The following is a 20,745-nucleotide window of genomic DNA, read 5'->3' on the forward strand; positions in this document are numbered from 1 at the left end:
CGCGACATCCGCGAGCCGAACCCTGCCAGAATTAAAATAAGCCGACAGGTTGTGCGGCTTCGTCCCAACTGAAAATAATCACTTCCTTGCGGGCGGCTTCTTTCCCGCCACCGCCCACGGTGTACTTGATGTCCACCGTCTCAATGTGGAAGCCATCAAAGGCCTGTCGGATCGCCGGGTGATCGTTCAGGCTAATGATCGCCTTACCCTTCAAAGTACGCAGCCGGGCCGCCATGGCGACGTACTCTTCGTAGGGAAACGGGACGCCGTAGCCTTCAGTCTCCCAGTAGGGCGGGTCCAGATAAAACAGCGTGTGGGGCCGATCGTATCGGTCCACGCACGTCTTCCAGTCCAGGTGCTCGACGAACGTACTGGAAAGCCGAAGGTGCGCGGCCGACAGCGTTTCCTCGAGCCTCAGCAGGTTTAGACCGGGCGGGGTCGTGGTTGCCGTCCCGAACGACTGCCCCTCCACCTTGGCGCCGAAACAGTTGAGCTAAAGTCGAATCTGGTGTACGGGGGGAGTTGAGGCGGGAAGTTGAAGGCGGTGGAGGTTTCAGCTGAGAATCTGATTGTCGAAGTCGGAAACCAGCAAAAAATCAAACCATCCACCATGAGCAAGGATACGGAAAAAGCAGTCGTCGGTCTATCGGGAGTCGGGCTTGGTCTGGACGAATTGGTTCGTCACGGGGCGCGGCAAGTGATTCAACAAGTGATCGAAGCGGAGCTGGCAGAGCTGATGGAGCGGTTCGCGAACGTCAAGACCTTGCACGGGCAACGCGCCGTGGTGCGCAACGGTTACTTGCCAGAGCGCGAGGTATTGACGGCCGCCGGGCCGATTGCGGTGAAGGTGCCGAAGGTGCGCGATCGATCGGGATCGGGCGTGAAGTTCAATTCGGCGATCGTGCCGCCGTACGTGAGGAAGTCGCCTCGCGTGAGCGCAGCGCTGCCCTGGTTGTATCTGAAGGGTATTTCGACGGGCGATATGGGCGAAGCGTTGAGCGTGCTGCTGGGCGATGATGCCAAGGGCTTGTCGGCCAACGTGGTGAGCCGGCTGAAGGCGCAATGGGCCGACGAGCATGTGGCCTGGAGCCGTCGTGACATGTCCGGGTCGCACTACGTCTATTGGTGGGTCGACGGCATTCACACGGGGCTGCGCAGTGAGAACTCCGATGGACAATGCTTGCTGGTCATCATCGGCGTGAAACCGGACGGGAGCAAAGAGCGTGTGGCGATCGGCGATGGTTATCGCGAGACGAAAGCGTCGTGGCTGGAACTGCTGCTCGACCTGAAAAAGCGCGGTCTGAAGGCGGGCCCACGGCTGGCGGTCGGCGACGGCGCAATGGGCTTCTGGGCGGCGCTGGAAGAGGTGTTTCCGACCACGCGTGGCCAGCGCTGCTGGTTTCATAAAATGGGAAACGTCATGAACGCACTGCCCAAGTCGCAACAGGCACGCGCGAAGGCCGACATGCAATCGATCTGGATGGCGGCGACCCGCGCCGACGCGCACGCCGCGTTCGATCGTTTCGTGTCGATCTATGCGGCCAGATATCCGAAGGCGACCGAGACGTTGAAGAAGGACCGGGAGGCCTTGCTCGCGTTTTACGAATTCCCTGCCGAGCACTGGCAGCATCTGCGCACGACCAACGCAATTGAATCGACGTTCGCGACGGTGCGCCACCGTACGACGCGCACGCGTAACTGCGTATCGCGACCAACCTTCCTCGGACTGGCGTTCAAGCTGATCGAGGAAGCCGAGAAAACCTGGCGCCGTGTCAACGGCCCGGAAAAGATCAAGCTGTTGCTCGAGGGCGTTGCCTTCAAGGACGGCGAACCGGTGCAAGACGATCGGCCGGTTCAGCAGAAATTCGCCGCTTGAAATCGTCCGCCGTCAAATTGCTCATACACCACTCTTGACCTTAGCTCGAAACAGTTGTGCTGCAGGTAATAGAAGCGTGCCGCTCGCTGGATATCCGTGAGGGTTTCCGGGACCGTCTCCTGCAACCATTTGAACACCTGGCGACTCGTTAGCGCCCATTTGAACTGACGCACGAACTCCTCGAGGTGGTGCTGCACGACCCGATACAGGTTGATCAGATCCCCGTTGATATCGTTGATGACTTCGACCGCTGCCGGCGGCCGGAGAAAGTACAGCGCCGCTCCGCCCGCGAACACTTCGACGTAGCACTCATGCTTTGGAAAACGCGGGATCAGATGATCGGCCAGCCGACGCTTGCCGCCGATCCACGGAACGATGGGAGTTGCCATATGTGGATTGCCTTGTTGGGAATTTGTTAGAATTCGCCCCGCCTACCGGTAGGTGTCAGGGCCTTGGCTAATTCACTGGTCGGTTCAGTGGAAAGGCGGCCGGGGGAAATGCGCGAACATCATCCCGGTCGCCCTGTCTTTTCCGGAGCCACGAGGCCCGGTCAAAGTAACTTTTATGCGTACCGCATGGCGCGGATTGCCCGCGCCATCGCCGTTGTGGCATTCTGAAAGTCTTTTCTTCTGAAGAATGAGGCTGTCATGACGCAACCGGGCGCCCACCGGCACCATGCCGCTCACCATCCGCCAAAGCACCACGAGCGACCGGCGTACGTGCAGGCGTTCATCGACGCACATCTGGACGCAGCCAAAGAGATCCAGCGCAAATATCGCGTGCCGGCCGGGTTGGTGATCGCACAGTCGGCGCTTGAGAGCAACTGGGGACGGTCGGTGGTTGGTAACGCCTACTTCGGCGTGAAGGGCCGGGCGCCAGGCGGCAACAGCACGACGTTCACGACTCATGAGGTCATCAACGGGCAGTCGATCCAGATCAACGATGCGTTTCGCGCCTACGCCAGCTACGACGACTCCGCCGACGACTACGCACAGATGTTGCGAAACAATCCGCGCTTCCGTTCGTGTTTTCTATACACAAGCAGCTCGCAGTTCGCCGTCCAGCTAGCGAAGAACGGCTACGCAACTGATCCCAGCTATTCTGCGAAGCTCAACGCAATCATTCGCGCCCACAAGCTCGACCAGTACGACACGCGAAAGGCCGATCAATGATGCGCCGGGCGATCATCGTATTTGCACTCGTCGCCTGCACGCAGGCATGCGCTGGCCAGCAGACGTTAGCGACTGGCGACGACGCGGCGGTCCGTGCATCGGAGATCACGCACACTTACCAGCTTTCGAAAGACAAAACCGAATGCCTGCTGTTCGACACCGCCGATAAAGGGAAGTACTTCCTCGTGCGCGTGCGTGAGAATCACAACGATGCCTGCGGCGGCGCCGAGGGCGTTTCGCCCACACTATTTTTCCTGAAGATCCGCAAGAGGGATGGCTACACCGTCACCACGGCATACGACGGCGAACGCTATCTGCCACTCAAGCCACTCGCTGGTAACTGAGCAGTTCAGCCGGGCAACCAGACTCTTGATCCCCGATCAAAGTCATACTGCCCGATTTCATCACCCTTCTTCACAATCGTCCTTCCGTTCGGGCTGATCCCCAAGCGTCTCGGCCCATCCGTTTTTGATGGGCCATTTTTTTGTTGGTCCATTCCGCCAATACTTTGTCCTCGGCCGCAGCCCCTCTTCTGGCCGATTTTCCACGACCCTACACTCGCTCCGCCTCGGACCGTTTGAGGGAACCCTGGTGGCGAACTCCATCCCTCAAATGCCTTCAGCCTGCCGGTAGTCCGCCGGCAGGCTTCTTTTTCACTTCTTCACACCGGCACACGCAACAATCAGCGCCTCAAGCTGCCCCTCCCATTGCTTGCGTTGCAGGTGGTCCCGCCAGATCCGGTCGACAGCCGAACCATTGGGCGCGGCGAGCAGATCCGCGTCTGAGAGGAATGCTGGCGCCTGCGGCACAGCATCGATGCAGGCCACCGGCACCTGCACCTTTGCCTCGACTATCTCTGTATGGACGACTGGCGAGATCGGCGCCGGGGGTGCCGTCCCGCAACCGGGAATAACGAGCAGCGCGCTACAGAGCGCCGCGCAAACGATCGAATTCCGCATCGCATGTCTCCGACTGGTTGGATGAATCCTGAATACGCCTTGAAAGCGCGTCGATCTGCTGCTGGTACGCCTGCGCCTGCGTGGCTGCCTTCGCCTGCGCTGCAGTCGCTGCGGCCCTGACCGCGCCCGCCTCGGACGCGGCCTGCGCCACCGAGGCCGAGCACGCTCGCGCGCCCGAGGCCACCGCAGCGAGATCCGCCTGCGACGTCGCGAGCTGCGAACGAAGCGTACCGATCGACTGGTCGTCCGCCTGCGCCTTCTGCTGTGCCGATGCATAGTCCGATCGGACACCGCGCAGCTCGAAGAACTGCACGGCACACGTGATCGCGAGCACGACGGCGACGAGGCCCACGACCACGGTTGCGATACGACTGGTGATTTCCGTCATGGTTTTTCTCCCTGAAGGCGACGAAGCCCGGCATCGACCGCCTGATCCAGCACGCGTTTGCCGCCCCAGCTCGCCAACGTGATCGCGAGCGCGGTCAGCGGCGCGGGCCACCCCCGCCACTCGCAAAAAAAGAATGCGGACAGCCCCGCGACGATCGATGCGGTGATCACACTGCCGACTTCAATCGCCGCCGAACGCGCCGGCGGATCGCTCGACGCGAAACGCTGGAACGTGCTGGCGGTGCCTCCAATCAGCGCCAGGAACACGGCCAGCATCAGCGATGCGGCCGGAATGCCTGCCAGTCCATCGGCGAGCGCGGTCTCGTTCTGCCGCACCATTGCGTATGCCGCAGCAGCCCACAGCAGCGCACAGCCTCCCCAACCCCATTGAATCAATCGGCGCACGTTGTCCCCCGTTTTGCCTGCGTTTCCCGATAACCGAGCAGCAGCCCGAACAGCGCCATGCCCACGTAAAAAACCACTTGCGCCGCGTTGATGAAATACGCGCTTGCCGCGAACATGGGCGTGACGTAGCAGGTCGCCGTCGTCACATAAAGCCAGTGCCGGCGGTTCTGTGCCCAATGAAATACGTATCTGTCCGGCAGCCAGTCATTGATCGCGACGTCGACCGCCACGACAAGCGCCAGCGCTGCGGTCCCTGCCGTGACGACATAGCCCCAGAATCCATCGCGCGTGAGCATCACCGACGTCGCCGAACACGGTGCGGCGAATGCCGACACCGCGATGTAGATCGCCAGATACGCGTAGATGAGCCGGGCGAGCGCATCGTTTTTCATGCGGCGACCCTCGCGTGATTTGCGCCGAGCTGGAACAGCACGCGTTCCGCCTCGCGCCGTTTGACGAGTCCTGCCAGCACGACGCCGCCTGCCTTGTTCCAGCGGACGAATTCGGCAAGGGCGCCGTCGGTGTCGCCGACGTTCAGCTTGCGTAACAGCGTCGACGTGTCGAAGTTGCCGCTGCCGATGTTGAACACCAGATCGACGAGCGCGTCGTATTCCTCCTGGTTCAAAGCAACTTTGACGTCGCGCTTGACCACCGCCTCTGCACCGCGCACGTCTGCACGCAGCCAGTCGACGGCCAGATCGCGCGTGATGACCATGCCGTAATGCACGTCCGGCCCGGTGTGCCCCCATCCGCCGGTCCACGGCGCTCCGCTCAAGCCGAGCAGATCACCTGGGATCGGCGCACCCTGCTGCGTTTTCTGCCAGAGCCCGCGCGCTTGCAGCGCTTTGGCTAGCGGCGACGCAGGATCCGGATACGCAAAGAGGACCAGCGTCTCCGCGTTCTCCGTGAGCGACATGCCCTGATCGGAATATTTCAGGTTCTCGTTCAAACGACGCCCCCAATAAAAAAGGCCGCGCCGATATGCGATCGGAGCAGCCGAAAAAAAACCGCCCAACGGCGGTCCAGATAACGTCTTTTAAAATTCAGCTAACGTGCGAAACAGAGCAGTCCAAGCAGCCCGCCAGACAGAGTCGCCGCGACATCCCACACGGACACGTCACCGCCCGTAAAGTGGTCAAGCAGCTCCTTGGCGATGCCGGCAACGAGCACGGCTGCGATGCCAACCTGCCACGTCGCAAAGTGCGCGATAGCAAACACCACCACACCGGCAATAACGTGCAGGCACTTGTCCTGCGGGATGGCTCGCATGATTGCGGCCTCGACGCATCGAAACATGGGATTCCCCTCTTTTAAGCGCGAAATGCGCGGACATTCTTGATATAGACGTCGCCGATAAAGCTGGAGACGGTGGCGTACAGTTTGAAACTCGCGGCGTAGGGCGGAATCGTCTGGATCCGGTGATCGATGCCCATGGCACGGTTTCGACCGGCCGCGAGATTCGGTAACACCGGGTCGGCGTAGGCATCGGCCATCCTGTAGGTGGCGCCGAGATCGGCGCCGACCTGCGCTCCGCTCGTGTCGTAACAGCGCATGAAGACGCGCACGTTGAGATCACCCGTCGTACCGTTGGCGAAGACATCGCAGCCGGCGCAATACGTCTCGCCCGGTTTGCACGGAATGCTGTCGTTGGAATGAACGGTGATCGTCGAATTGGCAGACGCGCCGTGCAGGTGTAGCGACTGCCCGAGCGATGGTGTCGTCTGGATGTCGCGCACGTCGACGTCGACCAACCCGGGATCGCGCGTCCAGTTTGTCAGTGCATCGGCGCTTGTGCCGATCGCGTTCGCAAGAAAGTCATAGTCACGGATCAGCGAGCGTGAGCGCGTGAGCACACCGTAGTAGCCCTCCTGGATCGTCCCGTCCAGCGCGTGAATCAGCACGTTATCGCCCACGATCGGTGTATCCGGCAGATAAGGACGCCACAGATACCTTAGCGACGTACCGAACGCCGCCAGACGCACACGGTTCGCCGCGTTGCCGTCGATGAGCTTGCGCGGCGACGCGATCACCGAGGTGTCGACATAGTGCGTCGGCAGGATCTCGTGACCCTGCATCGTCAATTCCACGCGCTCACCGCTCGCCGTCGCATCGAACCACAGGCCGTCGAATGCCTCTGAGTGACCGCCCTTGAAAAGAAACCGCGAATACCGGCCGAGCGCATCGATCCTGAATGGCGTCGCGTGATAGTCGAACGAACAGCCGTTGAATTCGTAGCTGTAGCCGTCGCAGTTGTGATAAACGGCATTGCTAGCCGCAGCGAACGTGCAGTCGTTGAATGCCATGCGCTCACCACTATTGACCACCGGTGTAGCACTGCTCACGTATAGATTTTCCGAACCGTTCTGCTCGAACCGGCTGCGCTCCCATGTGATCAGGTACAGATTGATCGGGTCATAGCGCAAGGCGCCACGCCAACCCGTCACAATCACGTTGCGGCCGCCCGTATCGCGAATATCGCTGGACTCGGCCGTCGTGTTACCCACCCGGACACCCCAGCCGGTCGATGTCGCCTTGCCCGGCCCCAGCACGACAATCGAGCCGGCACTGCCATCAAGAAACGGCGCCACCGATGCCCATTTCGCATCGCCCATCAGGATGGCCTTCTGCTCGTTGCGCATGACGATGCCGTCCTTGGCCACGTCAAGCGCGCGGAAGTCGAGCAGCACGACGCCCTTCGACCGCATCCTGTGCCAGGGCAGCAGGTTCAGCGTATCCGAGAGCTTGTAGACGCCAGGCGGCAAGTCAATCACCGGTGCGGGATAGGGACTCCCCTGAGCTGTCACCAGCGCCGTGACCCGTGCAATCGCCGCCTTGAATGCCTTGGTGGAATCCGCGACGCCAGACGGGTCCGACCCGTAGCGAGCGACGCTTACCGACTCATCAAGGATCGCCGCGAGCGTTTGCCGCACCGCTGCGTCACCGGCCGCCAGAAAGCCGATGAGCGCCGCCCCGCCGTCTCCCGCGAGCGCCCGGTCGTCGACAGCATGAGCGACCATCGCGACGCCCTTGCCGGCGTCGCCACTTGCCAGATCCCGATCGTCGACGGCGTGAGCCACCATCCTGACGCCCTTGTCGGGATTCGCCAGATCCTCGACCGTCGCACCCTGATGCACCCCAATGCGGCCCGCAGCCAGATCCGCTGCGATCTCATTGGAAACGAACTCTGCCGACGACAACGCGACGTATGCAACGCCACCCGCGACAACAATATCCTTCATCGCGAGGGTCATGCCGGCGACCCAGTCTCCGCGCACGTTGTAAGCCTTGAGCGTGGCGACCGCATTCGCCATCGTCGGGATTGGGCCGCCCTCGGTCTGCACGGTGGCATCCGCCGCGCCGTGGACGACCTGATGCGCGAGGTCGCAGTCGACCGACAGCCGGTCAATCTTCTGAATTGTGGAAAGTGCCATACATGGGTTTCCCGGTAGAAATAAAAAAGGCCACCCTCAGGCAGCCTCTGTTTCGTGCTTCTGCTGGTTACGCCGGACCACCGCCATCTCCAGGACCGCTATTAATGCCCGGTGGCGAAGCAACAACCGGTGTACCGGCCGAGACGCTTCCCCACGAGTTATATGCATAGGCGGTGTAGGTCGCGCCATCCGGGTCAAGCGTGCAAGTTCCGGTCGTGCTGTCGCATACGACGACTCCGTCCGGATCCGCGACACGATAGCCAGCGACATCCGGATAGCCCGTCACACTCATCGACAACGTCACCGTGGTGTCGCCCGCTGTTACCGTCACAGTCGGTGCGGGCGGGGGCTGGTTCGTGACGGTGATGGTGCCGGGATTACCTAATCCGGCGATGTTGCCGGCCGCCACCTTGACGTCGAATGTGCCGGCGACGGCGCCATAGAATTTCGCCTGATCGAGCGTCCACGTGAAGTTTTGAGCCGTGATTTCTGCCCCATACCTGACGACGCCACCCACCACCACGCTAGCGTCGAAATAATCGACATCCGGCAAGCGCTGGATTTCGACCGAGAGCTGATTACCTGCAAACGGCTCGCGCAGAGTGAGCACAGGCGGTGCCGGCGGATACCTGAACTCGTCGACCGTGCCTGCCCAGGTCGCGAACGGACCGGGAAGGCCACTCACGCCATAGGCACGCACACGAAACTCCCATGCTCCAAGCGCAATAGGTACCGTAAGGACATTGCCCGCCGACGTGCCCAGCTGCGCCCACGTCACGCCAGCATTGAGACTGCCCTGATACTCGTACAGCAACGCCCCGGCGGCCGGCGACGCGGTAATCGAGACATAGCGCGGCGTGATCTTCGAGTTCGCGCTCACCTGCGCAATGATCGGCGCGTGGATCACGCCCGGCAGAAGCGACGGCGATACGGGCGCAGGCGGGCTCATCCCGGTCTCTGCCGTATGGGGGCTTTCCGCGTTGTTCACGAACGTCAGCTCAACCTGCCCGTCGCGCGGCGTCGCCTTGATCAGCCGGACGTCCTGCGCGATCCTGTCGAGCGCCGGGCCAAACGAAAACCGCGTCGGCTCTTCCGAGTGTCCGTCGCTGAAGTCGAAAAGCTCCGCCAACGGATCCAACAACACCATCGACATGCCGTCGTCATCGTCCGCCGGTTTTGCAACCCTGAGCGCTGCAGTGGGCGCTCCGTTACGCTGTGCAAAATAGACGTAATGCTGTGCGCCGGCTGTCCATTCGAGCTGCTCGCTTACGTCGACACGAACCCCATCGAAACCCTCGACGATGCCGGATATGCCCCATTTCGGCAGGTCATGAGAAATACCCACAAGATCGCCGTACAGCGGAATGAGCCCGTCGAGCTCCGTCGTGATCATGACCGTCTTGCGCTGGTCGCGGTTTGCGTAGGCCATATAGATGCCCTCGCGCCACGCCTGCGCCCGTTTGGTTGGTCCAACCATCTGGATCCGCTTTTCGACGAGAGCCGGCGAACCCGTCGGAATGCACGCCACGTCCTGCCATGACCAGGTCGTCTCGTCCACGTATTCGACCGTCACGTAGTCGGGCGAATCGACGCTGAAGAATCCATAGTCGGCCTCGAAGGATCCGGCCACGATGTTCTGCGGCGTGTACATCGCGGTGCGCACCGTTTTGAGCTCATCCCTCACGACGCTGATCACCCCGCCGAAGTACATCGGGATCGCCCGACCGGCACGGCAGATCGTCGTCAGCGCATCCCAGAATGAGCCCTTCGTATCGAACACGCCGTTGAATTCATCGCCGCGAGAAGTCCAGATAGCGTCCAGCCGTTCGAGCGCATCGATATCCAGTCGTGTGTCCGGCAGACCGAGGCTGTAGTCGGCGTTACGGACCGCGTCGGCGATGGCCCATGCGATGCTCTTTGTCGGTTGCGGATCGCTCCAGTCGCTGCCGGTCCAAACTGGCAGTTTTCGCGTTGCGATCACGTGGACATCGTGCGCGGTGCTTGAATTCAGGGAATTCGTTGCACGTGCGCGCATCGCCAGTAAAGTCACATTGCCGTAGTACCGCTCGCTCGGCAGATAGGCGCGCAAGGCCGCCCACTGGATCCGGTTCTGCGCACGCGTGTCCTCGTTGAGATTGGTCGTGCGACGCATGCGGACCTCGTATCGGCCAGGCGTAACGCTATAGCGGTACGAGATCATCTGGGGCTGGGATGTCGCCATACTGAGCTCACGCAGATCAAGCTCGACCCAGTCGCCTGCAGCAGCGCCGGCATTGTCAATCAGTCGCGCCTGCGCCTCAAACGTCAGCGAAAGGTTCTGAAGCGATCCATTGTCGGCCGCATAAAAGAGACCCGAGGGCAGCGTGATATCGACCCCGATGAAATTCGCCGCGCTTGCTGCCGGATTGGCAACGAATGGCCCAACCCAGTCCCCGCTATCGTTCGGCGCCTGCAGCTCGATGCCACTGACCGCATCACTCGTCACCACGTTGTCGGGAAAAAGCGTCACCGCCTGATTAGGGCCGATGACCTGATAGTCGATCTCGCTGAAATTGCCGATGTCTGTGGTGCCGATCAGGATCTGCTCGATTTCGATCTCGCCTTTCGAAATGCAGAACAGCTCGTACACGTACAGATCATTACCGAGGTACTCGGTGTACGGGGTCGCGGCCAGATCAGGCGTAGTGTTCATCCGGCCATACAGAACGGGAATTGCCTCGAGCAGCCGGGCCACGTTCCCGCTCGCCGACAGGGAATAGGTCGGACTGTTTGTCGTGCCCTGTGCGACGCTCGCTGTCCTGGCCGGCACGATCGCATTAACCAGCATCGAGCCTGCGGCCATGACGGCCATCGACACGCCTGCCTGGACCGCCATCATGCCTGCCGTAACGGTGCCAGCCGCGACCCCGGTCGCCGCGCCATATGCGGCTGCTGCAGCGCCGCCCGTATAGACCGACGCGACGGCCACCGCGATCATCAATATGGCCTGCAGGGGATTCGATCCGCCACCGCCCTTCGGTACGGGGATGAACTGGACAATCGCGCCGTGTGGGATCGGCTTGTCCCAGTCCCTGCGCAACCAGTAGTCGGTGTCGACGCAGACAATCGTATGCTGCGTGTCGACGCCCGCCCGTTCCGCCCACTCAGCGGGCGTGGAAGGCGCGTCCAGTTCGTAGACCCGCCGTCCCTGCGCATGGCAATACGGATTGACTGCGCGAACGATCGTCGCTTTATAGGAAGCTGTACCAGCTAGCACGTGGATACCCCACTTTCTTGAGTTTGGACCGCTCGGTGTAGATGACGCCCGCCCCTTCCTGAGCGTGAAGTACGCCGCCGCCGTCGAGATCGAGATACACGCCAACATGCGGGCGATCTCCACCGCGAAGCAGCACGCCGCATCCATGCACAGGCCGTTCGATAACGCTCCACGCGCCCGACTCCATCTGCTCCCTATAGAGCTCGCGGCGCATATCCGGCATGGCTGGCAGGTCCGGCAGCGCAAGATCGAAATGGTGAAACTGCACCCAGCGCAGCAGCCCCCAGCAATCGAAGCAGTCGGGGCCGCGAGCACCGTCGACCCACGGCAGGCCGACGTAGGCATTCGCCTGTTCTGAATTCATCGCACGAGCCCCGGAAAGACGTCGGGGCTATAGACGTCCGACGGAAATGGGCTGTTATTGATGTCCGTGAGCGCCGCCGTCGCAGTGACCCGTGTCAAAGTTACTTTGGCACTGGCGACATACAGCGTCAGCGGCTCTTCGTCATGCGGCCCCGCAGCCGGGTTCGATGCGAGAAAACGCCGGTGAGTGCATTCGATCTTCTCGGTCTGCGTCACCGCGCTTTCGAGATGGCCGATAATTTCTGCACTCGCACCGTCTATGATGATATCGATCTGCGGCGCCTGCCCCTCTTCCATCGACGGCAGCGCGAACTGGAACGCCACAGCGGTGAAGGTCACGCTCTCACCCGCGTTCAGCGGCGCATCACTCTCAAGTGTTGCGACCAGATCGTTATAGTCCGCGACCACGCGGATCGGAGCCGGACTTCCCGCCTCATCGATAAACGAGGAATGCCGTAACTCCAGCGTGGTCAACACAACCTCGCCTCGCGGATTACTGGCGTACACCTCCGCCAGTGCTTCAGTAATTGTCGCCATCAGTTCCACCTCATAGGACCCGGCAACTGAACGTGAACGATCTCGTGAAGCGAGTCACTCATCGCAGCAATTTCGGCCTCCGTGTACACACGCAGCACGTCATAGTCATCGCGCGACGGCAACGGTAGCGATTTCACTTCAAGCGTTGCTGTCACGTCGAACCACGCGCGCGATTCGCTGATTGCAGACTTGTACGGTGGATCGTCCATGAACCGCGCCTGCACCCGATTCACGCCCATACCGTTGAGCAGGCCTACCGCGAACCAGTCCGTCCCGAGATTGATTTCGTATGCGAGAAACCCTTCAAAGATCGCGTGCTGCGTGTGCGTGAAGCGCCACGTCACCGACACATGCGACGGGACGCTCGTGAAGCGACGCCGCTGGCGGGCGGCGCCGTTGTCCATATCGGTGCGCGCGTAGGGAGTTACCGGCTGGATGCCATAGCCACTCGCGCGCGGATCCGGCAGCGTGGCCGGCCACGTTGGTAGGTCTGCCATCAGGTTTGCCCCACGGTTCGGTTAAGCCCGTATTGCTGCTGCATCGTGCGGGCCGTCGCACCCCTGCCCGACCGTATTCCGGACGCGATATGCGCATCGACCTTCTCGAGGATCACATCCAGCCGCAGACCGCCGTTTGCCATCTTCGTCTGGCTGACCTGCGCACCGGCCGGCGCGTTATGGATATGCAGATCAACATTCGGTCCTGCCATCGAGCTGCTCGACGAGTCGTCACCGACATAGCCTCCGCTTGCGAAGCGATTCCGGCCGCTGACGCTTTGGCCGCCATTCAGTGCCTGAAGAAACGAACGCACGCCGGGCTGCGACACAACGCTTTCTTTCACCACGAACTCACCATTCGAAAGCTTCGCGTTGATGCTGTCGCTGGTTCCAGTGCCCGGCCCCGACACGTCGCCGCCGCTCGCGAACATCAGTCCCGCACCGGTTCCGAACAGTGCACCGCTGCCCTGAATCGAAGACGGCATCGTGAAATCGTAGGCGGCGCTTCCCGTGGCTGCGGTTGACGTCGGAAAGAGCGAACCGAACAGACCGTTGACGATGCTCGAGTACGCCTTGTTTGCGAAGAGCTGCGCAAACGAAGCGAGCATGCTGGAAACCATCGACTGAACCGCCTGTGCGGGCGTTCTGGAACCCGTCACGATGTCCGAAAACATCCCGGAGAAAGCACTCTTGCCGGCGTCGGCGAAATCCTGAAAGTAGTTCTGGCTATCGAGCATCGACTGCCGGATCTTGTCGCGCAGCTGGTCGAGACTGCGCAGCACACCCTCGTCGGTTGTTTGCCACGACAGCCTGTTCACCTGGTCGTACAGTGACTGCAACGACTGCACGGTGTCGGCCGAATTCGAACGCAATTGCGAAAACGCATCAAGCAGCCCGGTCACACCCGTCTGCTGGTCGAGCGAAATGCTGTTCTGTGCCTCTTTCGACTGCGTGATGACGTCGTTGTATTGCGCGATCAGGACCGTGAGCTGCCGGTTCTGGTCGAGGAATGCGGCGCCACTCAGATCGCCCGTCGTCGCTGCCTGCAGCATCGCACCGCGGTTCTTTTCATCGTAGTCGTGTGCAGCCTTTGGAGCGCTCACACCGGCCTGAGCGAGAAGCGCATCGCGCGTATCCTCGATGGACTTCTGGTACTTGCGCTGCGCCTCAGTCTGCTGCGTCAGGTAGACCGCATCCTTCGCGGCGTTATCCTGCCGGACCCTGGCGATTTTCGTGTCGACCTCACCGATCTCCTGCGTGATCTTGATCCGTTCGTCGAGGGGCGCTTTCCAGTACGCATCCTGCAGCGTTTTCTTTTCCTGCTCGTAGGCCGCAATCTGCTTCTGCGCGGCATCGTCGGCCGCGGTGATTTCTGCCGTGTAGAAAGTCTGGTCCGAAATCAAAGTAGCTTTGTGCAGCGCCTGCAACTGGTCGTCCGCCGCCTTGTACGCCGACTGGATCAGATCCAGCCCGTTTTTTGTCGTCTGCAACGCAGCATCGAGCATGCTCTTGCGGACCTTGTTCGCCTCAGCCTGGCCCGAATGGTCGCTGTACTGCTTGCGCAGATAAGCCTCATCGGCGGCCTGCTGCTGCTTCGAAACCGGACTGTTCGGATTGGCCTTGTTATAGTCGGCGACCTTTTTGCGGTAGTCATCCCGCGCCTGACTGACGCGATTGATGCCCTTTTCTTCGTCCTGCAGCTTCTTCAGAAAGTCCGATGCGGCGATACCAGCCTGCTGCGTCTGCGCCTGCTGCGACTTCTCCGTCGCTGCATCCTGTGCACGCAAAGCATCACGATTCAGCGATTCAAGCTTCGCATGCGCCGCCTGAAGCTGTGGTTGCAGCAGATCAGCATTCATCTGGCCGCTGGGTGCAATCAACGCGTTTTGAAGCCGCTGCACTTCCGCCGTTGCACTCGCGATCTGCTCGGCCGCCGTCTCCGCGCGACCGATAGATTTCATCCATTCCCACGCGCCACTGACGGCATTGCCGACTTTTCGCCACGCAGTTTCCAGCAGCCCCAGGTTTTTAAGCGACTCGTTGCGCAACTGATCGTCGAGTGCTTTCGCGACAACCAGCATCGCACCCTGCTTGTCACCCGCGTCTTCAAGCTGCCGGATGTAATCGTATTGCGCCGTCGTGATGAAGTGCATGCTCTGGTTATGCTGCTCGGCCCACTTCGCGACGCCTTCGGGCATCCTGGCGTAATCCTTGGCGATATCGTCCAGCTTCTCCCCGGTCAGGTCGTGCATGCGTACGACGTCTTCACCAAGCACTTCGAGCGACTGTCCCGTGATCTGACCTGTGGAGACCAACGCCTGAAGGCCGGCGCGTGCGGTCCCGAAACTGTCTCCGGTGCCGGCGGAAATCTGCTGCGCAAGCGCTGCGAAACTGCTCGCTGTCAACCCTGCATAGTTGCCCGTGACCTGCAGCGACTTGCTTAGCGTCTCCGCCTCTTCGTGGCCCTTGTATGCCGCTACCGCGAACAGGCCAAGTCCCGCGACCACGGCCCCCACCGCGAGCCCGACTGGACTCAGAATGAACCTGAATGCATCGATCTGTTCGCCGAACACCATCAGCGAACCGCCGAAGTTCTTGAAATTGCCGGTTGCGAGCTCGTGCGCCATGACGAGCAACTCCCGCCGCGCGCCGGCCGTATGCGCGCCAATCTTGTCCATGCCGGCGGCTCCGTCCGCACCCGCCTTCCCGACGGTTGAGCCCATTGCCTGCGCATCTGATCTGATGCCACGCGCACCCGCCTGGTAGGACGACGGGTCCATCGTGATCTGCACGACCAGCTGCCCGAGCGACCCACTTGTTCCAGCCATATCGATCCGCCAATGAAAAAGCCCCTCAACGAGGGGCGTCTGCAGACAGGGCTATTCAGGCAGCAACGCATCGAGTGCGGCTTCTTCCATCACCCTGAGTTTCTGAAATATCGCGGCGCAGCGCTTCGGTTTGATACCCATCATCCGAAAGACGGGTTCGATTGCCGCATAGTCGAGACCGGTATGAATGAGGCGGGCTCTGGTCATCGTTGAAATAGCGACCGTACGCCATTGCGTCGACAGCGCAAGGAACACCTGAACGGCCCGCCAGTTCTCCGGATAGACCTCGAAGTCGTTTTCAGCCTGCTGCTCGCGCGCCCTTTCGACATCCTCCGGTCGTGCACCGAAAGCCGCGAGCGCGGCCGCGACGCCGGCATCGACCCGACTGTCATCAACCGCGACACCCGCCCACCGCCGCGCCGCGTCAATCAGTTTTTTCGTGCTGCTCCCGACGTATTCAGCAGGAACGCATCCCACAGGGCCACGATCGCGTGGGGAATCTGCAGCAGCGCATCACGGTACTGCGTGGTGAACGGCAGAACCGCACCATCCTCGCCCTTCAATCCCGACCAGCCGACCAGCACATCCGCCAGCACCACATAGGCCAACTGGCCCGACTTCATGAGCGCTTCCGCCTCATCACGCTTGAGCCGTTTGAACTCGGCCGTGAATTCGTGCGTTTCGAGCGAACCATCGTCAGCAGTGCCGGGTTCGACGACCCTGACGAGTGTCGTGAAGGTTGGATTTTTTGCGAGAACGTATGGCATTCGAATCCTCAAATGAAAACGGGCCGCACATGGCGGCCCGCGTCGTTGAACTGCAAAGTTACTTTACGGTGATGATGAGCTCGTCGTTGCCGGCGTCCGGCGTGACCGTGAGCGTCGCATCGAGCATGACCTTGTTGTCCTGATCCGTGTACGACGGGTCGGTCAGCTGTACCTTTGGCGCGTCGAGCTGGACGATGTTGCCGGCACCGACACCGTGCGTGATCGTCAGCGCACCGAGCAGCGCGTCTTTAGCGGAGGTCCACCAGTCCTTGTCCGCGACCGAGCCGAGCTGCATGGTGATCTTGCCCGTCGGCTTCCGGTCTGTGACTTCCGCCCGCTCGTAACCGATCAGTTGCGACCAGTTCAGTGTGTTGGCGATGTCGAGCGACAACGCCTGCAACGGACCGCTATACGCGTGCATCTGCCATGTGGTGAACTGCGTGCTCGCGACCTTCGGCACCAGGAATTTCGAGAAGTCCGTGCCGGCCGGAATCGGCGAATCCGTCACCGGGTTATAGACGCCCATGAAGTGGAATTTCAGCTTCGGGATCTGCTTGACCGTAAAGTCCCACGAGACCGTGCCGTACGCATCGGTGAGCTTATGCAGGAGACCGTCGAGGTAGTAATACAGCGTCAATGGCGTGGTCGGCTGCACACTGACGGGCGCATAGACAACGCTCGTGTCTGCCGTGACCGTTTCGGAGAAGTAGCAGGGGACCAGCAGCCTCCCCCATGCCGGCGGCGTACCTGCGACGCCCGAGGCGGCCACTTCGATCTCGAAGTCGAGCTCGGCGTGACAGCCGGCCGTGAGCTGCTGGTCGTTGCCGAAGAACGGGCGGATCGTGTCGCGCGATACATAGTCGGCCGCGACCGGCTTGGCGCTGATGTTGCTGACCAGCATCGCATCGTCGGCGGATGTCGGTACGGCCGGCGTGCCGATCGCGACCTGCAGTGCCGCCAGCACGACGGAATTCTTCATTGATTTGGACCCGGCCATATCAACTCCTCTAGGTTGGTAGGTGACGCTGCGACCGCGATGTCAGGCGATCAGGCTGTCGGTGTTCGTTTGATACAGAATCGTGTAGTGCAACGTCACGACACCGACGCCGCCCTCAATCTCCGCAGTCTCCGGTTCGTCGGTCGTTTCCTCATTGACGCCGACCACACCGTCAGCGTCGAAATGCATAAGGATCGGATGAGCAAACTCGAACAGTTCGTCGGCGGCCCGGTCCGGAGCTGGGTCGCGAACGACCGCTGTCAGCATCAGGGCACACGATCGGGTCGTCCGACCGATATTCGAGTCGGCAACCACATCGCGCCCACGATGCACAACAAGCGCCGGAGACTCTCCGCTGTCGATTGCCTCCGCTATCGACCGTTTGAGTGTCGTGCCGAGCGCCTGCAGACCGGGGTCTGCCTCGAGCAAACTCATCAGGGCAGCGACATAGGATTCGCGGCGCGTGGTCATTTCAACGCCTCCAGATCGGCCACGCTGAAGAAGCCGTCGTCTTTACGACGCGGCGGTCGTCGCACGCGATAACGAACCGATCCGATCGTGAGCGTCGAATCACGGCGCAGGTCCGGCAGGTCAGCACTCTGGTACTCGATCTGATAGTCAGTCACCGTGACCTGACCGTCGAGCTGCAGTTCGTCCGGCGACATGAATCCAACCTGGACGTCTCGCGTTGAGCCATCGCCCAACGCGAGCGTCGCGGTCTTCAGCATGCCAGCGGCTGCGAACGCACCCCAGAACACGCCCGGATCAAAATCGCCTACAGCCACAGTCGCACGCGCGCGGTTGCATCGGCTGCAGCCTTCGGCGCGGCGAAGTGACCGACCGGATCGTTCTCCGCTGCCGTCGCTGTGACAACGCCGGTTGCCGGATCCAGATACGCGCGGTCGCCAACGACCGCAGCACCATTGGTCGCGCTCGGGAACTCGTACACACCGCCGGTGTTGTACTCACCCTCTACGTTGGCAGCATAGGTGCCCGAAGCGACGGCCGGCAGCTTGCCGTTGCCGAGCAGCACCAGTTGGCCGGAGGTGACCGCTGCCGCCAGCGTGGCCGTGAGTGTGCGGCCCTTTTGAATGAAGTTATTCATAGATCAGTTCCTTCTGAAGTTGAAATAGACTGAACTGCACCAGCACGAGGCCGGCGCAAGTGCGGGGTTACTGGCCCGGATTCCTGAACAGGCCACGATAGTCGATTGCCTTCGCAGCGAAATCGAGCCGCGCCTTGACCTTCAGGCCGTCGACGTCGAAATCCAGGTCCTGCTCCGTGTACAAGCCCTGCTCGCCTTCGAGGTAGCAGAATTCGACCGTGTCGATCGCGGACGGATCGGCGGCCAGATACCAGCTCGACGCGCTGACCGCATCCAGACGAGGCTCGACGATCGGCGTGAGCGTGTTGAAGAACGGGTTTTGCTGCGTGGCCTGATTCGGCGTGTACTGGTTGCTGGTGTACTGACCAGCGATCGTTTCGAGCGCAGCCGGCACGAGCAGGAACTTCGGCGCAGTATTGAGCGGCGTACCGTCGCCCGGCGCTTTCTGCACGCGCATCGCTGTACGGCCAGCCGTCAGCGTGTCGATTGAGATCGCGCCGCCCGCGCCGAGGTTCGCATGCTGGGCATGAAACAGCGCCTTGCCGTCCGACATGGCGGGGTTGGCGGTCAGGCAGCCGTAGACGACATCGGACTCGAGGTTTGCCGCAGCGCGGCCGAAATACAGCGGCACGCGTTGCAGCGCAGAAAGATCGTCGTTGATGATCATCTGGCGCGTGAAGTTGATGATCTTTCCGTACGAGCCGAGCTGGATCACTTCACCGCTATCGGTCAGTTTGCCGTACTTGTATTCGCCGGTCTCGTTGATCTTTTCCAGCTTCAGGGCGCCGTCGACCTGCACGCGCGTCGCCGGACGGAAGTCCGTCAGCGAGCCCTGCCGTGCCCAGCTCGTGAAGGACCGCGGCGCCGCCGAATAGGCGTCGCGCAGCGTCCGGTTAATCACGTTGCCGAAGACGATCGGCAGATCCGACGTCGAGGTGTATCCCGCACGGCCCGTCATACCGAGTGCCATGCCAGCCAGCTGGCGAAGGTCCATGCCACGCGTGTCGACGCCAGCCCCTTCCAGCGCCTCGCGGCACATTTCCCGCAGCGTCATGCCGCGATACTGGCGGGCCGCATCGTTCAGCTCATGACGTGGGTTCACGCGATGCATCACCGCATCGGTCATCGCCGTGCGACGAACATCGGTCTCGTCGGTCACGGTGACGATGTTGGCGGCACCACGCTGGGGATTGGCCGCCGAACGCTCAGCCTGCAGGCGCAGGATTTCTTCTCGCGCGGCTTCGACGGTCACGCCACGTTCAATAAAGCCCTCGAGCAGCTGGTCCTGGTTGTCCAGCACGCTCGCGCGCACTGCCGTGCGCAGATCCATCATGCGCTGACGTTCGGCTTGCGCGCCCGCAGTGCGAGCGGCTTCGTTCTGGGCCGCAGCGTCATCGCTTCGTGCCGCCGTAGTGGTTTGCGAACCGGACGGTTGTGCGGGGGTTTGAGGTTGGTTTTCACCGGGCATCACAGCTCCTTGGTTAAGTTGCGAGGCGTCGGCCCCGTCAGATGAAGTCCCTGCGCTTCGATCGATGAATTCACAGGGGAAAAAACGTTGTTGTTCGGATGCGCCGCCCGCGCTGCGCACGGTTGCATTCGGATCGGCCGGAATGGAGACCAGCGAAATTTCATACGGCTCCCAGTCGATCGCCCGATAGATCCACTGGTCGTTGCTTTCCTGACCCGGCGGGATCATGTCGATCCGATAGGTCCGGTAACCGAAAGAGACGTTGCGAAGGATCCCGTCCTGCACGTCCTGGAAATAAGGCTGCACGGCATCGCGTGCCGAAAAGCGCAGCGTCGCCTGGCCGGTACTGTTCCCGTCGTCCAATGAGGCGGTGGAAACAACGCCGAGCACCGAATCAAGACCGCCCCAGCGATCGTGATCGTTGAGCACCGGGGCGTTTCCGGATTGCAGCCGGTCCATCCGGACCGCGCCCGGATCGGTGCTGAGCTCTTCCAGATAGGTTCGGTCGCGCATCCAGTCGTAGCGCTGTACCTGGGCACCGGCAGTCCAGGTGACATCCACCGTGCGATTCTGTGCATCGACCGACGAGACCGGCTGCAGCCGTGTCTGCAGGGGCATCGTCGAGGCAGACGTGCCGACGCCGCCTCGACGACCATTAACGGGTTCGGGCATGGTTCACTCCAATAGAAAACGCCCG

23 protein-coding genes and 1 pseudogene are annotated in these 20,745 nt (G+C 61.5%); 3 read left to right on the forward strand and 21 right to left on the reverse strand.

Annotation, left to right across the window (positions count from 1 at the left end):
- Window positions 1-31: 31 nt before the first annotated feature.
- Window positions 32-490 (reverse strand): annotated as a pseudogene (locus tag B0G74_RS14340) (DNA adenine methylase); the annotation flags it as partial.
- A gap of 120 nt (window positions 491-610) precedes the next feature.
- Between B0G74_RS14340 and B0G74_RS14345 the strand changes: the two are divergent.
- On the forward strand, window positions 611-1,876 hold the full coding sequence (locus B0G74_RS14345) for an IS256 family transposase (protein WP_132373950.1): 1,266 nt from the start codon (window positions 611-613) through the stop codon (window positions 1,874-1,876).
- On the opposite strand, the gene B0G74_RS14350 is transcribed toward B0G74_RS14345, so the two are convergent.
- On the reverse strand, window positions 1,855-2,265 hold the full coding sequence (locus B0G74_RS14350; RefSeq protein WP_279388580.1) for a DNA adenine methylase: 411 nt from the start codon (window positions 2,263-2,265) through the stop codon (window positions 1,855-1,857). The genes B0G74_RS14345 and B0G74_RS14350 overlap by 22 nt on opposite strands.
- Before the next feature lie 258 nt (window positions 2,266-2,523).
- Between B0G74_RS14350 and B0G74_RS14355 the strand changes: the two genes are divergently transcribed.
- Window positions 2,524-3,048 carry a glucosaminidase domain-containing protein gene (locus B0G74_RS14355; RefSeq protein WP_132375411.1) on the forward strand — a complete coding sequence of 175 codons (525 nt, stop codon included), beginning with the start codon at window positions 2,524-2,526 and terminating at the stop codon, window positions 3,046-3,048.
- Window positions 3,045-3,392: a hypothetical protein gene (locus B0G74_RS14360; protein WP_165923855.1), complete on the forward strand. Its 348-nt coding sequence runs from the start codon at window positions 3,045-3,047 to the stop codon at window positions 3,390-3,392. The genes B0G74_RS14355 and B0G74_RS14360 overlap by 4 nt, the downstream gene beginning before the upstream one ends.
- Before the next feature lie 309 nt (window positions 3,393-3,701).
- On the opposite strand, the gene B0G74_RS14365 is transcribed toward B0G74_RS14360, so the two are convergent.
- The 19 genes from B0G74_RS14365 to B0G74_RS14455 all read right to left on the reverse strand — a co-directional run bounded on the left by B0G74_RS14365 (window position 3,702) and on the right by B0G74_RS14455 (window position 20,720).
- Window positions 3,702-4,007: a hypothetical protein gene (locus B0G74_RS14365; RefSeq protein ID WP_132375413.1), complete on the reverse strand. Its 306-nt coding sequence runs from the start codon at window positions 4,005-4,007 to the stop codon at window positions 3,702-3,704.
- Window positions 3,973-4,395, reverse strand: a complete 423-nt coding sequence (locus B0G74_RS14370) for a hypothetical protein (RefSeq protein WP_132375415.1) — start codon at window positions 4,393-4,395, stop codon at window positions 3,973-3,975. The genes B0G74_RS14365 and B0G74_RS14370 overlap by 35 nt, the downstream gene beginning before the upstream one ends.
- Window positions 4,392-4,799, reverse strand: a complete 408-nt coding sequence (locus B0G74_RS14375) for a phage holin family protein (protein WP_132375417.1) — start codon at window positions 4,797-4,799, stop codon at window positions 4,392-4,394. The genes B0G74_RS14370 and B0G74_RS14375 overlap by 4 nt, the downstream gene beginning before the upstream one ends.
- Window positions 4,787-5,191 (reverse strand): hypothetical protein, encoded by a 405-nt coding sequence (locus B0G74_RS14380; protein WP_132375419.1) that lies wholly within the window; start codon window positions 5,189-5,191, stop codon window positions 4,787-4,789. The genes B0G74_RS14375 and B0G74_RS14380 overlap by 13 nt, the downstream gene beginning before the upstream one ends.
- Complete coding sequence (locus B0G74_RS14385) at window positions 5,188-5,748, reverse strand: lysozyme (RefSeq protein ID WP_207915646.1); 561 nt, start codon at window positions 5,746-5,748, stop codon at window positions 5,188-5,190. Before B0G74_RS14385 ends, B0G74_RS14380 begins: the two co-directional genes overlap by 4 nt.
- A gap of 98 nt (window positions 5,749-5,846) precedes the next feature.
- Window positions 5,847-6,068 (reverse strand): hypothetical protein, encoded by a 222-nt coding sequence (locus tag B0G74_RS14390; RefSeq protein ID WP_132375421.1) that lies wholly within the window; start codon window positions 6,066-6,068, stop codon window positions 5,847-5,849.
- Between the two features lie 41 nt (window positions 6,069-6,109).
- Window positions 6,110-8,230 carry a hypothetical protein gene (locus B0G74_RS14395; protein ID WP_132375423.1) on the reverse strand — a complete coding sequence of 707 codons (2,121 nt, stop codon included), beginning with the start codon at window positions 8,228-8,230 and terminating at the stop codon, window positions 6,110-6,112.
- A gap of 67 nt (window positions 8,231-8,297) precedes the next feature.
- Window positions 8,298-10,964: a host specificity factor TipJ family phage tail protein gene (locus tag B0G74_RS14400; protein WP_132375425.1), complete on the reverse strand. Its 2,667-nt coding sequence runs from the start codon at window positions 10,962-10,964 to the stop codon at window positions 8,298-8,300.
- 496 nt (window positions 10,965-11,460) lie between these two features.
- On the reverse strand, window positions 11,461-11,850 hold the full coding sequence (locus tag B0G74_RS14405) for an NlpC/P60 family protein (RefSeq protein ID WP_132375427.1): 390 nt from the start codon (window positions 11,848-11,850) through the stop codon (window positions 11,461-11,463).
- Entirely contained in the window at window positions 11,847-12,386 is a 540-nt protein-coding gene (locus B0G74_RS14410; protein ID WP_279388609.1) for a DUF1833 family protein, read from the reverse strand. The genes B0G74_RS14405 and B0G74_RS14410 overlap by 4 nt, the downstream gene beginning before the upstream one ends.
- Complete coding sequence (locus B0G74_RS14415; protein WP_132375431.1) at window positions 12,386-12,883, reverse strand: hypothetical protein; 498 nt, start codon at window positions 12,881-12,883, stop codon at window positions 12,386-12,388. Before B0G74_RS14415 ends, B0G74_RS14410 begins: the two co-directional genes overlap by 1 nt.
- Complete coding sequence (locus B0G74_RS14420) at window positions 12,883-15,711, reverse strand: phage tail length tape measure family protein (protein WP_132375433.1); 2,829 nt, start codon at window positions 15,709-15,711, stop codon at window positions 12,883-12,885. Before B0G74_RS14420 ends, B0G74_RS14415 begins: the two co-directional genes overlap by 1 nt.
- Window positions 15,712-15,762: 51 nt before the next feature.
- Entirely contained in the window at window positions 15,763-16,188 is a 426-nt protein-coding gene (locus tag B0G74_RS14425; protein WP_207915647.1) for a DUF1799 domain-containing protein, read from the reverse strand.
- Entirely contained in the window at window positions 16,140-16,478 is a 339-nt protein-coding gene (locus tag B0G74_RS14430) for a hypothetical protein (protein WP_132375435.1), read from the reverse strand. Before B0G74_RS14430 ends, B0G74_RS14425 begins: the two co-directional genes overlap by 49 nt.
- Before the next feature lie 58 nt (window positions 16,479-16,536).
- Entirely contained in the window at window positions 16,537-17,457 is a 921-nt protein-coding gene (locus tag B0G74_RS14435; RefSeq protein ID WP_132375437.1) for a phage tail tube protein, read from the reverse strand.
- Window positions 17,458-17,517: 60 nt separating this feature from the next.
- Window positions 17,518-17,946 carry a hypothetical protein gene (locus tag B0G74_RS14440; protein WP_132375439.1) on the reverse strand — a complete coding sequence of 143 codons (429 nt, stop codon included), beginning with the start codon at window positions 17,944-17,946 and terminating at the stop codon, window positions 17,518-17,520.
- Window positions 17,943-18,203 carry a hypothetical protein gene (locus B0G74_RS14445; protein ID WP_132375441.1) on the reverse strand — a complete coding sequence of 87 codons (261 nt, stop codon included), beginning with the start codon at window positions 18,201-18,203 and terminating at the stop codon, window positions 17,943-17,945. Before B0G74_RS14445 ends, B0G74_RS14440 begins: the two co-directional genes overlap by 4 nt.
- A 47-nt stretch (window positions 18,204-18,250) precedes the next feature.
- Window positions 18,251-18,580 (reverse strand): DUF2190 family protein, encoded by a 330-nt coding sequence (locus tag B0G74_RS14450; protein ID WP_132375443.1) that lies wholly within the window; start codon window positions 18,578-18,580, stop codon window positions 18,251-18,253.
- 67 nt (window positions 18,581-18,647) lie between these two features.
- On the reverse strand, window positions 18,648-20,720 hold the full coding sequence (locus B0G74_RS14455; protein WP_132375445.1) for a prohead protease/major capsid protein fusion protein: 2,073 nt from the start codon (window positions 20,718-20,720) through the stop codon (window positions 18,648-18,650).
- Between the last annotated feature and the right edge of the window lie 25 nt (window positions 20,721-20,745).

The sequence above is a fragment of the Paraburkholderia sp. BL9I2N2 genome, from assembly GCF_004339745.1.
GTDB lineage: Bacteria > Pseudomonadota > Gammaproteobacteria > Burkholderiales > Burkholderiaceae > Paraburkholderia.